Below are 15,382 nucleotides of genomic sequence, written 5' to 3'. Positions count from 1 at the left end.
CAGGAAATGAAGGCAGCTTTTACACCAATTTATTTAATGAATTTCCTTTCTGAAGCGAGCGACATTAGCATCCAAAATGGTTAATTTGTAATTAAATTGCAAATGCTAGGATTATAAGCTTTAGTGCAGAGGTGACAACATTGTTTAACCGCAGAACGTTCAAAAAAAAGCCAAATCAACCAAACGAAAAAAATGAAGAATTAAATAACGTTTCGGAAGTAAGGGACCTATTCAATACCCTATCTTCATCCAATGATTTCATTAACCATCAAGGAACATATAATGGCGTAGGCTATTGGGTCTCTTTTTATCGCTCGTTGATTGATGCACAGGTACTTCATGAAAGTGTTCTTTCTGTCATACCGACTCTGGAAACGATAAATTTGGAGCAAATAAAAGAAAACGTTCCTATTGAGAATACACTAATCACCAGTACCAAGGTTGTAATTGAAGACAGGATCATGAGAGGCGAAATTGCACTTCGTTTAGATGGAAATCTTGATGAATGCCTATTAATCAATGTTGCGGCCCAACAGGGGAGACAAGTTGAGAAACCTGAACTTGAATTTGGCATCATAAGTGCTCAAGAAGCATTTGTCGAGGATCTTGATATCAATCTGAATTTAGTCAGAAAAAGGCTTCCTGTCCCTGGATTGCAAGTAAGTGAAATGACTGTGGGATCCTTGTCTAAAACGAAAGTGGCCGTTTTATCGATAGAAGGGATCGTTGATCAGGAAAATGTTGATAATGTTATCCAAAGGATCAATGACGTAGAGTTTGATGAAATATTGGACGGGTCCTATCTCGCGCAAATGCTATATGATAATTCAAATACCTTGTTTCCCCTTTTTCTAAATACGGAAAGGCCTGACCGCATCGCAAGTGCATTGGCTGAAGGCAAGGTAGCCCTGTTAATCGATAGGTCGTCCTCTGCACTTATTACTCCAACCATTTTGTTGGAATACTTCATCACCATGGAAGATTATAATATGCCGTGGATTCCGGCATCCGCTTTCCGTTTATTAAGAATATTCGCGGTCGCTTTTTCGATTTTTGCCACTCCCATTTATGTAGCCGTGCTTACCTATCATTATGAACTGATTCCTAAAGATCTTTTGGAAACGATCGTCACGTCCAGGAACTTAATACCTTTTCAGCCATTGATCGAAGCATTATTCCTGGAGATCTCCATTGAGTTATTACGGGAAGCGGCTGCCAGGCTGCCAACAAAGGTAGGCCAGACATTAGGTATCGTCGGCGGTATCGTTATCGGTCAAGCAGCCGTTGTTGCTGGTTTGACCAGTAATATCTTATTGATCATCGTTGCCCTCTCGGCATTGGCATCATTTGTTACTCCCATTTATAAAATGGGTAATGCCATACGGCTGCTGCGGTTCCCCTTCTTAATCGGGGCCCAAATTTGGGGGCTGCTGGGCATTACCATAGCAGCCGTGTTTTTGATGACCCACCTTATCAAATTAACTTCTATGGGACACCCGTACCTCGAACCGATATACCCATTCCGCATGCAAGATTGGAAAGACAGCTTTGTTCGGCTTCCTTTCAATCTTTTCAAATCGCGGCCTGTAAATTTACGTCCAGATGATATAGCCCGACAGCCACAGCCCAAAAAAGCAAGAATCAAAAAAAATGATTTTAATGAATGATCTAAATGAGGGTCCCATATGAACCAAGCTGGAGTTAATGAAAAGTATAAAGTGTCACCGTTCTATGTGTTTTTTTTAGTGCATTCCATGCAAACAGGAGTAGGCGTTTTGAGTTTTCAAAGAGTTTTAGCGAAGACAACGGGAACGGACGGCTGGATTTCGATCCTTCTGGCCGGCCTGATCGTTCATATAATGATTTGGGTCATATATAAAATCTTCAGTATCGTTCCAGGCGATATCATTACTGCAAATAATCAAGCATTCGGGAAATGGATAGGGAATTTCTTCAGCCTATTATTCGTTCTTTACTTTTTGATCATTGGGATGGATGTCATGATTAGCTATATAAATGTCATACATGTATGGATGTTTGAAGAAGTCCCATCTTGGGCGTTTGCAGTGGTCTTCCTGGTTTTGATTTATTATATTCATACGGGAGGATTCCGAACTATTACAGGTATCGCCTTTTTAAGCGTCATTTTGACATACTGGCTTTTATTTGTCCTATTCTATGCCATGAAATACTCTGAATTCACCAATTTGCTTCCTGTTTTCCACCACGCTCTATTGGACATATTGAAAGGAACCAGAAGTACTTCATTGACGCTGCTTGGTTTTGAAATGATCGTGATGTATTATCCGTTCATCAAAAATGCCAAAACTTCACAAAAATATGCCCATTGGGGGGCCTTATCGACAACCTTAATAACCGTATTCGTTTATTTGGTTTCACTTGTTTTTTATTCACAAAAACAGTTGGAATTGACTATATGGCCAACACTGTCAATGACCAGCATTGTCGAATTGCCCTTTATCCAGCGATTTGAATATATAGATGTTTCTTGGTGGGCCATCATTATCATACCTAACATGACCATCGCCTTTTGGGCAGCAAGCCGAGGTCTCAAGCGCTTGTTCAATGTTCAGCAAAAGTATCCATTATGGGGGATATCGATTATTATCCTGCTTACCAATATATTTGTTTTTGATATCGATTCCCTCTATATATTGAATAAAATAATCGATCCATACGGCGTACTCTTTATTGCTTTATACTTGCCTCTTCTTTTGGTCATCATCTATATAAAGAAACTGAGGAAACGTATATGAGAAAATTATTTCTTGTTATCTTGGCTTTGCCCCTCCTTTGCAGCTGTGCCCAGCCAAGAGTGGTGGATGAAGTCAATATGTCCCAGGCCATTGGCTACGATATACTCAAGAATGATAATATCGAAGGAATGTTCGTCATCCCTATCTTCGAACAGGACAAGATGGGTAAATATCAAATCTTAAGCGGAACATCGACGACAACAAGTGATGTCCAGGCTGTCGTTTCCAAAAAAGCGAATAAGCCGGTATTGCTTGGACAGACACGCATCATTTTATTCAGTGAGAAAATGGTTCGGGAAATCGGAATGACAGAACTGACCGATTATCTCTATCGTGAACCACAACTTGGAAACAGGGTCATTTTGGCCATCGTTGAAGGAAAGGTCAAGAATGTCATAAATTCGAAACCACCAAATACGAATGTGAATATTGGAATTTTTTTATCAGGTTTGATCAATCAACAAATTGAAACAGGTAATGGACCGGATACTAACCTCCATCTTTTTTTAGGAAACTCTCTGGAAGATGGCGGCGATTCCTATCTTCCTTTATTTAAATTAATCAATAATGAAGTTTCGGTTTCTGGAGCCGCCCTATTTCATGAAAATAAGATGGTCAGCACAGTCCCCACGGATGATATGTTCATCTTTAAAACATTAGTTCAACATCATAGGCGGGGAATATACAAATTCAAATTAAAAGACAAGAAAAAAAGCGATATTGTTGTGGAAAGTATCCGAAGCGGTTCAAGTTATGAGGTATTCAGCTCAGAGAGAAATCCCTCGATCACGATCAAGATCAAAATTAAAGGACAAATCAAGGAATCCATGCGCAGTGAAAACCTTACCAATAGAAAGATGATAAAAAAAATTGAAAAGGAAATGGAAGCTGATATAACCAGGCAAGCAAACCGTCTTATGAAAGATTTTCAGAAAAAATCCCTTGATCCGATTGGGCTGAAGGAAAAATATCACGCCAAAAATAAAAAATTGACCTATGAACATTGGAAAAATATTTATCCGACAATGGACATTAATATAGAAACCAAAGTTAACATCATCCAAACCGGGGTCTCAGAATGATGAATTGTCGATATGCCATTTAGAAATCTTCATCAGATTGGAAAAACTACATTCATATTAAATTGCTGTTGAACAGCTCAATTATTTACCTGCATGGCTGGCAGATGCTTTTGAAACAGCAAGAATTGTGGTTAGCGGGAAAAAATGAATCTGATTATCTACCTATCGTCGTTACATAAATAACAGGAGCTGTAAAATATGAAAACACCTATGAAATCAATCATCACTGCCTTAGTATTAAGTATTTGTTTAATCCAAGGAAACTCATTCACTTCCGCAGGTAACGAACAAGATGAATTGAAATCGGATAAAGTGACCTTTTTTGGGTCCCCTACTTCTGTGATTTCCAGTTCAGTTGCTGCGCCTCAAAGTTATAACTGGTTATTGTTTAGCGGAACAGTTGCACCTCTTTTAAACAAGGATGGAAAAACCACTTATGAGAGATATGGCAATACAGAAAAGCAGGCAATCGGAATCTTAGAGAAATTAAAAGCAGATTTGAAAACAAAAGGACTTTCCCTCGCTGATGTAATCTATCTGCGTGTGTATGTCGCGCCAGATCCAAACAAGGGAAATACACCAGACTATCAAGGTTGGTTCGATGCTTACGCTCTTTTCTTTAATACAAAGGAAAATCCAGTGAAAACAGCCCGTTCCACTGTAGGGGTGCAAAGTCTGGTTTCACCGGATTATCTCATTGAGATTGAAGCAGAAGTAGCCTATAAAAATAACAGCAAGGCAAATAAATAGACGATAGATGAGTATGGTCACGATTCAACATATCGATGTTCCAGCCACTCTGGAAAGCCTTTGAATACCAAAAGAGACAGGAAATTATTCCTGTCTCACAGACTGTACAATTCGAACGTTGATTGGAACGTAGGGCAATCGCTTTCCTCAGGCGGGTCCGTCCTCGGCGCCCTTGCGCCTGCGGGGTCCCCCCTGGACTTGCTTTTCCTGCAGGGGTCCCGTACCTTCCGTTCCATCAACTTTGTTTTAAAATACAGATAGAACCCCTTTTGTCTACAAAAAGAGACAGGAAGTCATTCCTGTCTCTCATTTGTTTTAATCAATCATGAAAATTCGTTCCATCCGTCACTTCTTTAATAATGCCAGCATTAATGACGAAGTCGCCAAAATGCTCTCCTTGCTGACGTTCTTTTGCATAACGGGAAAGAAGTACACGCAACTCTTTCAATATCTCTTCTTCACCAATGTTTTCGCGGTACATTTTACTTAATCGGCTTCCGTCGAAAGCAGCACCGAGATACATATTATATTTACCAGGTGCCTTACCGATAAAGCCAATTTCACCGAGTGCGTGCCGGGCACAGCCGTTCGGGCAACCAGTCATGCGTATCGTGATTTCTTCATTCCTCAAGCCGTTTTCATCAACGATGGCCTCGATTTTATCAATCAGAACCGGCAAATAACGCTCTGCTTCGGCCATTGCCAACCCGCATGTCGGAAGCGCCACGCATGCAATCGAGCTGCGTCTGAGAGCAGAATGATGTGCACCATCCGTCAAACCGTATGTTTCAAGCAATTCTATGATTTTTTCCTTTTTCTGGCTTGACACTTCTGCAATGATCAGGTTTTGATTGGCAGTCAATCGGAAATCACCCGTATGGATCTTTGCGATTTCGCGCAAACCGGTCATCAGCTTGTAATCATTAATATCGGCAATTCGGCCACCCTCGACAAATAGTGTAAAATGCCATTTACCCTGCATGCCTTTTACCCATCCATAGCGGTCGCCATTATTATCAAAATGGTAAGTTCTCGCTTCCTCCAGCTTCCATCCTAGACGATTTTCCAGTTCAGCTTTTACCGGTTCAAGCCCAAGCCTGTCTACCGTATACTTGAACCGGGCATTTTTCCTTACGGACCGGTTTCCGTAATCACGCTGAATCGTAATGATTTTTTCAGCCACATCCAGTATTTTGTCTTGCTGGCAAAAGCCGATTACCTTGGCTAGTTGAGGATATGTCGCCTTGTCACCATGGGTCATTCCCATACCGCCGCCGATCGCCACATTAAAGCCAACAAGTTTTCCATTTTCAACAATTGCTATGAAGCCAAGATCCTGGGAGTAGACATCAATGTCATTGGATGGCGGGACCGCAATGCCTATTTTAAACTTTCTTGGCAAATAAAGCTTTCCGTACATTGGTTCGACTTCCTCCAATTCCGGAGTAGCGACAACTTTTTCTTCATCCAGCCAGATTTCATGGTACGCCCTTGTACGCGGCAATAGATAATCACTCAATTTTTTCGACCATTCATATACTTCGGAATGGATTTCGGATTGAAATGGAATCGAATTGCACATTACGTTTCGGTTTACATCTCCACATGCAGCGATTGTATCCAACATGGAAGCATGGATTTCCTGAATGGTTTTTTTCATATTCCATTTTAAAATACCATGCATTTGAAACGTCTGCCTTGTTGTCAATTTCAAGGTTCCGTTACCGTATTTCTGGGCAAGGTCATCCATAACAAGCCATTGAGAAGGCTGTGCAACCCCGCCGGCCATGCGAACACGCAACATAAATTGATAGGCAGGCTCCAGTTTTTGTTTTTGACGCTCATTACGCAGATCCCGATCGTCCTGCAAATAGCTGCCGTGATGTTTCATCAGTCGATTGTCATCATCCGGAATACCGGCGCTAATCCGATCCTGCATCACTTTTCCAAGTGTACCTCGCAAATAATCGCTTCTCTCTTTAATTTGCTCAACATCACTTGGCGGGCCTGCTGGTGCTTTCAATAGTGGGTTCACCATGTTGTAATCTCCTTTTCTTCTAAATTTCAATACACATCACGTTGATAGCGTTTATTCTGTTGCATATCTTCTAGATAAGCTTGCGCATCAGCATGGCTCATATTGCCTTCTTTTTCAATGATCTCAATAAGCGTATTATGGACATCATGTGCCATGTTTTTCTCGTCACCGCAAATGTATACAACTGCTCCTTTTTGAAGCCATTCGTATAATTCCCCGCTTTGCTCGCGCATCCGGTCTTGAACATACACCTTTTCATCCGTATCGCGGGAAAAGGCCACATCCATTTTCGTAAGTACACCTGTTTTCAACCACTTTTGCCATTCAGTTTGATAAAGGAAATCCGTCACGAAATGCTGATCTCCGAAAAAGAGCCACGTTTTCCCTTTCGCTTCCGTTTCTTCGCGATCCTGGATAAAGGATCTAAACGGGGCAATGCCCGTTCCCGGTCCAACCATGATAATTGGCGTATCTGGGTTCTTTGGCTGCTTAAAGTTCTGGTTATGCTGAATGTAAATGGGCAGCAAGTCCCCTGGCTGTAATCTGTCCGCACATAAAATTGAGCAGACCCCTTTTCTTTCCCGACCATGACTTTCATACCTGACAGCTCCGATTGTCAAATGCACTTCATCCGGATAGGCGGACAAACTACTCGCAATCGAATACAGACGGGCTGGCATTTTCCGAAGTATCGATACAAACTCTTGCGCCGATTCACCCCATGAACCAAAATCACGGACAAAATCAAGCAAATCACGGCCTTCTCGATATTCTTTTAACCGTTCTTCATTACCAGGCTTTAAAAGCTCCTTTAAATCCTCATTACCAGAAAGCTGTGCCGCTTGTTCAATGAGCGATTTGGTCAATACCGTTATTTCAAAGTCGGAGATGAGCGATTCCCTAAGCTGACGAAGTTCCCCCTGCTTATTGACCTTCACGGTTTCTTCAGGATCCCAATCCAGTTCCATAAGAAGCATATCCACTAAATCCGAATCGTTTTTCGGATAAATGCCAAGGCTGTCACCAGGTTCGAATGTAAGGCCTGAGCCCTCAAGAGATAACTCAAGATGATGAGTTTCTTTATTGGAGCCACGTCCGTTCAAATTTATGTTTTCCAACACTTCCGCTTTAAACGGATTCTTTCTCGAATAAGAAGTTTGTTCACCTACAGAAGCTTTTGCTTCGGGAACTGCAGCAGCAGAACTGACTTGCCCTTCACTTAAACTGGAAATGACTCCTTCCAGCCATTCGGAAGCAGGCTCATCATAATCAAGGTCACAGTCCATTCGCGGAAATAACCGTGTCCCCCCAAGTTCCTCCAAGCGTTTATCGAATTGTTTTCCCGTTTCACAGAAAAACTCATATGAGCTGTCCCCAAGCGCCAATACCGAATAGCGGAGACCCTCAAGGCTTGGTGCCCTCCTGCCATGAAGATACTCATGGAAAGACAATGTATTATCCGGCGGATCACCTTCTCCATGCGTGCTAACGGCAATCAGAAGATTTTCGATTTTTTTCAAATTGTTGACTTTAAAGTCACTCATGGATGAAATGGTAACCTGAAAGCCATTACCCTCAAGCTTACTCGCCGCATTTTCTGCCAGCCCTTGAGCATTGCCCGTCTGTGAACCATACAGGATGGTCACTTCTTTTGATATTGTCTTCCCGCCGCTTTGAGCTTCCAATACCGGGGCGTCGGCTGAACTTGTGTTCGAAACTGACAAAGATGCAGTCAGATAACCGCTCAACCAAATTTTTTGTGTTTCGGTCAAGCTTGGCAGCAGGCTGTTAAGGAGCTCTGCTTGCTCTTGATTAAAGGGACTGTTACTTACCTGAAGTTGCACGATTTCCACCTCACAAAGGGATATTAACTTATCTTAGTTGATTATTATGTATAACGAGTGGGTTTAAATATTTTATTTCGATCCATAAATTAATTAACTCGTTTACTCCTATAGACCAAGTCGGTTTTAACTGCAAAAAAAATGAAAAATACAGTTATATAGGTTCATAGCACGCAACAAAGGACAATAGCTTTCCCAGCCTATACTCTTCCTAAAATAAGTTTCTCATTAAAACTTTACTGGAAGGTACATCATTAGTAAAATATATATAATTTATTATAACTATTAAGAATATTAATAATAAGGAGAAATTTCTATGTACTATGATGCTCTAAAAACATTTGTGACCCTTGTGGAAGTCAAGAATTTTACAAAAACAGCAGAAATTCTTCTTATGTCGCAACCAAGTGTTAGTTTGCATATTAAAAAATTAGAAGAAGAGTTCCAAACCAAATTATTCCTCCGTTCTCCTAAATTTTTGAAAGTCACCTTAACGGGAGAAATTCTTTACGACCGGGCGAAGCAAATGATCACAATCTATGAACAGACCAGACAAGACATACAGGAACACGATAGGTCCATCAAGGGCGAATTAAAGATAGGTGCAAGTTTTACAATAGGAGAGTATATCCTTCCTTCTTTACTCATCGACCTTCAAGAGGAATATCCTGAACTTGAACTTCAAGTGATAATTGGGAACACGGAAGAAATCGTTCAAGCCGTTCGGCTATACAAAGTGGATATTGGTTTAATCGAAGGTCAAACTAATGAAAAAGAGCTTTCTGTTCACCCATTCATGCAAGATGAGCTATTCATTGTGTCTTCTAACAATCATGAACTTGCTAATAAAGACGATGTGGAGATTACTGATTTACATGACCAAGCATGGGTAACGAGGGAAGTTGGATCTGGTACACGAGAATACCTGAACCATGTCATACGTTCAAATGGTTTGAAAATTAAATCGATACTCACGATAAGCAGCAATCAAGGAATTAAAGAAACACTTATAAAAAACGGCTCAGGGCTGGCCCTGCTTTCCCGAAGTGTCATTGAAAGGGATGTACAAAATAAGATCATTTCTATCATTCAGGTAAAAGATGAATCCTTTAACAGGACACTTTCTTATGTCTATTCCCCCATTATGAAAGATAAAAAAAATGTAAAGACTTTTATAACTGAATTAAACAAAAAGTGGCCCATGAAAACAAAGCCGATAGGATGATCATTGCAAAGAAAGCTATTCCAAAGATGGAGTTACAGACACATGGTGTTTGAACTTATTTGTGATTTTATTAAACAACATAAGCCAAATGATCGGGAATATCGGCTTTATTATACTTAATAAACATTCTTATGCACATTAACTTATAAACAATTGGGTATACGAATGAATAGAGAATTGTATAGATAAAAAATGATAGGGGAGCGGGTTTCATGGATATTGAGATTAAAGAAGCAGCGATTGAACAACTATTAAAAATGAATTATAAAGAGAATGAAGGGGTTCGTATCGAAGCCATTTATGTTGGAAGCTGTTCAATTTATGTGGAACATGAATTGAAAATCGATAATAAGAACGAAGATGATGAGAGATTCATAATTACTGGGGTCCCCATATTAATATCAAGTGAGTCTAAAAAGCATCTTCCAGATAAAGTCTTCCTTAATTACAGTGACGGACTTGGATACAAATTATATTCAGAAGATGAAACATTGAGGTATAATCTCCAATTGAAGAGAGTGAATTAAAAAATGAACATAGTAAAAAGCCCATGTGTATCAGTGGGCTTTTTTTGGTTATACTCAGAGAATTTTTTATCGGCAGGATAACTAGAGGGATTTTATTTCCCATAGGATAGCACTGCACTAACTGCTCCATTACCAGGAAAATGCTTTAATAAGTACTTTTATCTATTCTATTATTTGTTTCAATGTTATTTTACAAATTAATAATGACCGAAAGTTTAAAGAATAATTGTTATTATTCTTCCACTCTTCTGGACTCGAGGTGCCGCTCCAGCTTCCTTTTTACCCGCTGAAGTGCATTATCGATCGTCTTTTTTTGAACATTCAGTTCCTTTGATATTTCTAAATAAGTTTTTCCTTCCAGGTACAAGTCCACAACACTGCTTTCCAACTCACTAAGGACTTCGGTTAAAATTAGCTCAATATCACAAATTTCTTCTGATTTTATTAAGATCGTGACTGGGTCATTTTGTCTCTGTTCAGGGATTAGATCAATTAGACCCTGTTCCGACTCCCCTTGTTGGATAGGCATATACAATGAAACATAATTATTTAAGGGAGAATGCTTTTGGCGAATCGCCGCTTTAACGGCCGTTATGATTTGTCTTGTAATGCACAGTTCCGCAAATGATCTGAAAGACGCCTTTTTGCAATTTTTGTAGTCTCGAATGGCCTTATATAGCCCAATCATCCCTTCCTGAAAGACGTCTTCCTTATCTCCACCCGTTAAAAAATACTTCAATGCATTTGATTGAACGACACATCTGTATTTATTGATTAAAAAGTCCAGTGCATCCTCATCACCATTATGGATTTTCCCTACCAACATTACATCTTCCATATGAGTATAGTTTTCCATTTGTTTCTTCTCGATGATTACACTCATTTATTTTCCCCCACTCACTTAATTGAGCCCCGATATAAAGAATGCATTATTACTTCAATGTATTAAAGTGCATTCAATATTATAATATCTCAGAAATGACGATAATGATATTCGCAAATAACGACATTTTTCAACAAAATCCAGATATTTATAACTAGAAACTTTCAGTCAGCTTTAATTGATTTGGTAAAGATTTTTTCATTATAGTCGTTTTGTTTAACTCCTGATCATTGACGGATATAGTTGTGCCGGTGGTTGTGGTAATTATGGCGGGGGTTCAGCATATGGCGGCTTACAAATAGCATGATGATAATAATAATCTTAAAGAACTATTCTGCACTAATGATTTAATAGAGCCTAACCAAAAGGAGAAGAACGAATCTATCCTACCTTCATTAGCTTTAGATGGAAAAATAAGGGTTGCGTTTAAAACATCGTCTCTAATAAATTAGCTGATTTCATTTAAACCCTTCTTTCGCAAAATAAAAAAGCACCCTTCAAAGGATGCTAAAACATATTATTAACTCAGTCATAAAATGGAGTACTGGATTTAATTATTCACCAATGTCCCGGTATGTAGAAGATCCTAACTTAAGCATTCATAAGTCCTTAAAGCGGTGGATTTTCAACACCTAAATGAATCCAATCTTCTTTTGGCGGTCCATAAACCCCAGAAGGTTTAATTCCTGCTTGACGCATCAGAACCGTAACTTGTCCGCGATGATGAACAATATGCTTGATTAGCCCCATAAGGATGGAAGAATTTGTTTCCTGTCTTCCGAACGCTTCTTGTATTTGTCCCAGGGATTCGTCTGTCCATTGTTGTTCAATAATTTTGGCTGCATGAGAACTTACATTTTTAAAAGTGATGGCAATTTCGCGGGCTGAAGTTGGAACGTTTTCCGAACTTTCTATCCGGTCTATCTTTAACCCGAAATGAGCTAGATAATCTGGAATATTCGTCGTGAAATGCCACACAATTCTTCCTAAAGTGCGACCTTCAGGATAAACTTGTTGTTCTAAGGATTCATCAGTCAAACTATCCAAGACATTTTGAGTGAGTATGGCTTCTTTATTCCATTCTTTAATAAAATCTGAAATTGAAATATACATATAATACCTCCCCTATTTCGATGGATAATTACTTAAAGTACATTATAAAACATATGTTCCCTCATTACAAATTCCTTATTAAACATGCAATAAATAATATCCATTCTAATTAGAAAACCATTGCTTTTGCTTTGTACTGGACGCCTGGAAGTTTTGGTTACAAGTTTTAAAGAAAAACTGTTGAACCTCTTCTGCATTTTGATCCTTTAAGTCCAAAAAAGTATACCCATTTCAAGAGCTGAAATGGTTAACCCTGATTAAATCGAATACTGGACGTGTAAGTTTGTGACTGCAATTTTATGAATGCGGTGCTCTACAAATATTCCTGCCACTAGCTATACACAACAGGAATCGCTACTTTATAATAGGGGGAAATCATGTTATTAATATATATAAATTCAGTATTTGGTTAGGAGAAAAGCCATGCAAAATAAGCTTAGTATAGGAGAAATGGCGAAGTTGCGAGGTGTAACCGTAGATACGTTGCGCCATTACGATAAAATTGGATTGCTAAAGCCTTTTCATATTGACCCCGAAACTGGCTATCGTTATTACTCCATTTCCCAGTATGAGGTTCTCGGAACGATCAAAGAGTTAAGGAGCATCGGGTTTTCCTTAGAAGAAATCAAGCAGTTTCTTACGGATCGCAATGTCAAAAAGTCGGTTCAATCACTTCAAAAATCAATGGCTAATATACAGGAAGAAATTAAGAAATTGCAAGGTATCCATAATATTTTGATGACACGATTATACAATATTGAACATTTCACAAACAGTTACAGGAATTCGGATATCGTGATAAAACAATTTGAAGAACGGGAATACATCCAGCTAGACAGATCGGTAAGTTGGGCGGATACAGAAAATCTTTATTTTGGATATTTGGAGCTCGAAAACAAGATTGGTGGAATCATTCCTGCTTTGGCCAGCAATAAATTTGGAGATTTCATCAAGAAAGAGTATTTTGATGAAATTCGTCAATCATCTGACTTTTCCGCTAACCTAAGTGACTATCAATCTCAATCATTCATTCTTGTTCAGGGTGAGGAGTCAGAGCAACCTACCAAAAAAATTGAAAAAGGGCTATTTTTATGTTCCTATTATGGAGGACTTATAAGGGAGAAAATGCTAACCCAGCTAAAAAAGCTACTCCATTATTGCGATACTCATGACTATATTATTACCGGTGACGCCTTTCGAATTATGCAGGTTGACGTTTCTCTGACCGATCAATATGATGAAGCTTATTATGAAATACAAATTCCGATTCAAGAAAAAGTAACAAGTAAACAGCCTTCGAAATGAAAGTATTATCATTTCGAAGGCTGTTTTTTTGTATCGAAGCTGTTTACTCTCGTGTTAGACGAGACTTTATAATGGATTTATACATTTTGAATGGAGTGATGCATTCCTAAATGAAAACAGCAAACCATTATTTTGAAAAATCATTTTGTTCTAAGGAGTGATACCTTTTATTAAAAAGTGTGAAATCAAAAAGACAAGGCCATGTTGTTCCTTGCATTATGCTACTCTTCTTTACCAACTCCTCTGTGCGGCCGATTGGAGGACAGGCAATTATGAAAAAATGGTTAAAAGCATTCAGTCAGAGCTCAAGTTGTATCCATTTACAAGTAGTTACTATTTATATTGGTTATCCTTAAATGAATCCAGACAAATAATCTTTCCATTGACTGAATTTACTGAATTTTAAATTAAATAATCCGCTTATTCACTATGTGCACATTAATGAATGTGTACGATTGTTAGTAAAAAATTCACAAGGAGGATTGATTAATGGAAAATACGAATTCACCAACTCTTAAACGTACTCTTACTTTGAAGTATGTCGTCTTTTTCGGATTGGCTTTCATGGCTCCAAAAACGTTTTTCTCAACTTATGGGGTTGCTGTAGACAGCACCAGCGGGATGATGCCAACGGCTTATGCCATTGCTTTAGTTGTCATGTTATTTACAGCTTATAGCTATGCCCAATTAGCGAAAGCGTTCCCAAAAGCAGGAGCAGCATATACGTTTACGCAAAAATCTATAAGTCCACATATAGGGTTTATCGTTGGTTGGACAATCATCATTGATTATATATTTAGCCCGATGATCAGCGCCCTAATCGTCGGAATTTCATTGAAAGCTTATTTTCCATCCATTCCGATGTTTGTTTGGATCATTTTATTTATTGTGATTATTACTGCTGTCAACATCCTTGGCATTAAATTAGCAGCGAAACTTAATACGTATATGCTTTCCTTACAATTTTTATTGTTTGCACTATTTTTTATTTTGTCCATTAAAGGTCTTCTTGAAGGAAAAGGAACAGGGACATTATTTTCCACCGTTCCCTTTTATGATCCTGAAATTAGTGCACCGTCTCTCCTATCTGTTATCCCAATTCTTTGTTTTAGCTTTTTAGGCTTTGATGCAGTAACTACTCTGTCAGAGGAGACGAAGGATCCTACGAGAACGTTGCCAAAAGCGATCTATTTCATAACGATGATTGGCGGATTTTTATTTATCACAAGTTCTTATTTTGCACAACTAATTTTTCCGGAGTTCCATTCTTTCACTAACCCTGAATCCGCCTATTTAGAGATCGCGATGTATATCGGCGGAAACATTTTTGTGAGCTTCTTTGTGGCAGTGGGGCTAACTTCCACCACAGCTTCAGCCGTGGCATCGGGAACGAGCGCCTCTCGTATTTTGTATGCGATGGGAAGGGAAAATGTATTGCCGAAAAAAATCTTCGGCTATCTATCACCGAAATACCGGACACCTGTGTTCAATATTTTACTCATTGGCGGGATTGCATTAAGCGCTCTTTTCTTAAATCTAACAACAGCTGTATCTCTTATTAGTTTTGGTGCGTTATTTGCCTTTTTCTTTGTGAATCTTTCGGTTGTTTCTTACTATTTTCTCCAAAAGAAACAGAGCTCTTTTAAAGGAACGATTCAATATTTGATTATCCCGCTTACTGGTGCAGCACTAATTGGATTGTTTTTCATAAATCTAGATAAACATTCACTAATACTAGGTGGAACTTGGCTTCTTATTGGATTTATTTATCTATTAAACTTAACGAAAATGTTCAGGCAGCCGCCTCCTGAGCTTGCCTTTGAGGAAGCTTAATAATA

Annotated in this window: 12 protein-coding genes; 8 read left to right on the top strand and 4 right to left on the bottom strand. The window is 38.9% G+C overall.

The window, feature by feature from the left end; all coding sequences use genetic code 11:
• Positions 1–140: 140 nt before the first annotated feature.
• The 4 genes from NYE65_RS24210 (at position 141) to NYE65_RS24195 (ending at position 4,609) form a co-directional block, all read left to right on the top strand.
• Entirely contained in the window at positions 141–1,667 is a 1,527-nt protein-coding gene (locus NYE65_RS24210) for a spore germination protein (RefSeq protein ID WP_340861902.1), read from the top strand.
• A gap of 18 nt (positions 1,668–1,685) precedes the next feature.
• Positions 1,686–2,777 carry a GerAB/ArcD/ProY family transporter gene (locus NYE65_RS24205; protein ID WP_340861901.1) on the top strand — a complete coding sequence of 364 codons (1,092 nt, stop codon included), beginning with the start codon at positions 1,686–1,688 and terminating at the stop codon, positions 2,775–2,777.
• Complete coding sequence (locus NYE65_RS24200) at positions 2,774–3,859, top strand: Ger(x)C family spore germination protein (protein ID WP_340861900.1); 1,086 nt, start codon at positions 2,774–2,776, stop codon at positions 3,857–3,859. The genes NYE65_RS24205 and NYE65_RS24200 overlap by 4 nt, the downstream gene beginning before the upstream one ends.
• A 198-nt stretch (positions 3,860–4,057) precedes the next feature.
• Positions 4,058–4,609 (top strand): RidA family protein, encoded by a 552-nt coding sequence (locus NYE65_RS24195; protein ID WP_340861899.1) that lies wholly within the window; start codon positions 4,058–4,060, stop codon positions 4,607–4,609.
• 319 nt (positions 4,610–4,928) lie between these two features.
• Here NYE65_RS24195 and cysI read toward each other — a convergent pair whose 3' ends face one another.
• Together cysI and NYE65_RS24185 are read right to left on the bottom strand one after the other, a co-directional pair.
• Positions 4,929–6,647 (bottom strand): assimilatory sulfite reductase (NADPH) hemoprotein subunit, encoded by a 1,719-nt coding sequence (cysI, locus tag NYE65_RS24190; RefSeq protein WP_340861898.1) that lies wholly within the window; start codon positions 6,645–6,647, stop codon positions 4,929–4,931.
• 26 nt (positions 6,648–6,673) lie between these two features.
• Positions 6,674–8,491: an assimilatory sulfite reductase (NADPH) flavoprotein subunit gene (locus NYE65_RS24185; RefSeq protein WP_340861897.1), complete on the bottom strand. Its 1,818-nt coding sequence runs from the start codon at positions 8,489–8,491 to the stop codon at positions 6,674–6,676.
• 316 nt (positions 8,492–8,807) lie between these two features.
• On the opposite strand from NYE65_RS24185, the gene NYE65_RS24180 reads away from it, so the two are divergent.
• Complete coding sequence (locus tag NYE65_RS24180; RefSeq protein ID WP_283930666.1) at positions 8,808–9,716, top strand: LysR family transcriptional regulator; 909 nt, start codon at positions 8,808–8,810, stop codon at positions 9,714–9,716.
• A 212-nt stretch (positions 9,717–9,928) separates the two neighbouring features.
• A complete protein-coding gene (locus NYE65_RS24175) occupies positions 9,929–10,243 on the top strand; it encodes an iron-sulfur cluster biosynthesis family protein (protein ID WP_340861896.1) in 315 nt (104 codons plus the stop codon).
• A 232-nt stretch (positions 10,244–10,475) separates the two neighbouring features.
• On the opposite strand, the gene sigH is transcribed toward NYE65_RS24175, so the two are convergent.
• Positions 10,476–11,126, bottom strand: coding sequence for an RNA polymerase sporulation sigma factor SigH (sigH, locus tag NYE65_RS24170; protein WP_340861895.1), 651 nt, complete (start codon positions 11,124–11,126; stop codon positions 10,476–10,478).
• Positions 11,127–11,735: 609 nt separating this feature from the next.
• Positions 11,736–12,239: a DinB family protein gene (locus NYE65_RS24165; protein ID WP_340861894.1), complete on the bottom strand. Its 504-nt coding sequence runs from the start codon at positions 12,237–12,239 to the stop codon at positions 11,736–11,738.
• Positions 12,240–12,662: 423 nt separating this feature from the next.
• Here NYE65_RS24165 and NYE65_RS24160 point away from each other — a divergent pair, with 423 nt between their 5' ends.
• Both NYE65_RS24160 and NYE65_RS24155 read left to right on the top strand, forming a co-directional pair.
• The gene (locus NYE65_RS24160; protein WP_340861893.1) at positions 12,663–13,544 is read left to right on the top strand and encodes a MerR family transcriptional regulator; all 882 of its coding nucleotides are present in this window, start codon (positions 12,663–12,665) and stop codon (positions 13,542–13,544) included.
• 489 nt (positions 13,545–14,033) lie between these two features.
• Positions 14,034–15,377: an APC family permease gene (locus tag NYE65_RS24155; protein WP_340861892.1), complete on the top strand. Its 1,344-nt coding sequence runs from the start codon at positions 14,034–14,036 to the stop codon at positions 15,375–15,377.
• Positions 15,378–15,382: the final 5 nt, after the last annotated feature.

Origin of the sequence: Peribacillus sp. FSL R5-0717 (genome assembly GCF_038002945.1) — a bacterium.
GTDB lineage: Bacteria > Bacillota > Bacilli > Bacillales > DSM-1321 > Peribacillus > Peribacillus frigoritolerans.
This window is presented reverse-complemented; position numbering and strand designations above follow the sequence as displayed.

Bases quoted from the DNA above. Each gene is read 5' to 3' on its own strand.
- NYE65_RS24160 (WP_340861893.1), top strand. From the start codon at position 12,663: ATGCAAAATAAGCTTAGTATAGGAGAAATGGCGAAGTTGCGAGGTGTA.
- NYE65_RS24175 (WP_340861896.1), top strand. From the start codon at position 9,929: ATGGATATTGAGATTAAAGAAGCAGCGATTGAACAACTATTAAAAATG.
- sigH (WP_340861895.1), bottom strand. From the start codon at position 11,126: ATGAGTGTAATCATCGAGAAGAAACAAATGGAAAACTATACTCATATG.
- NYE65_RS24180 (WP_283930666.1), top strand. From the start codon at position 8,808: ATGTACTATGATGCTCTAAAAACATTTGTGACCCTTGTGGAAGTCAAG.
- NYE65_RS24205 (WP_340861901.1), top strand. From the start codon at position 1,686: ATGAACCAAGCTGGAGTTAATGAAAAGTATAAAGTGTCACCGTTCTAT.
- NYE65_RS24155 (WP_340861892.1), top strand. From the start codon at position 14,034: ATGGAAAATACGAATTCACCAACTCTTAAACGTACTCTTACTTTGAAG.
- NYE65_RS24165 (WP_340861894.1), bottom strand. From the start codon at position 12,239: ATGTATATTTCAATTTCAGATTTTATTAAAGAATGGAATAAAGAAGCC.
- NYE65_RS24195 (WP_340861899.1), top strand. From the start codon at position 4,058: ATGAAAACACCTATGAAATCAATCATCACTGCCTTAGTATTAAGTATT.
- NYE65_RS24200 (WP_340861900.1), top strand. From the start codon at position 2,774: ATGAGAAAATTATTTCTTGTTATCTTGGCTTTGCCCCTCCTTTGCAGC.
- cysI (WP_340861898.1), bottom strand. From the start codon at position 6,647: ATGGTGAACCCACTATTGAAAGCACCAGCAGGCCCGCCAAGTGATGTT.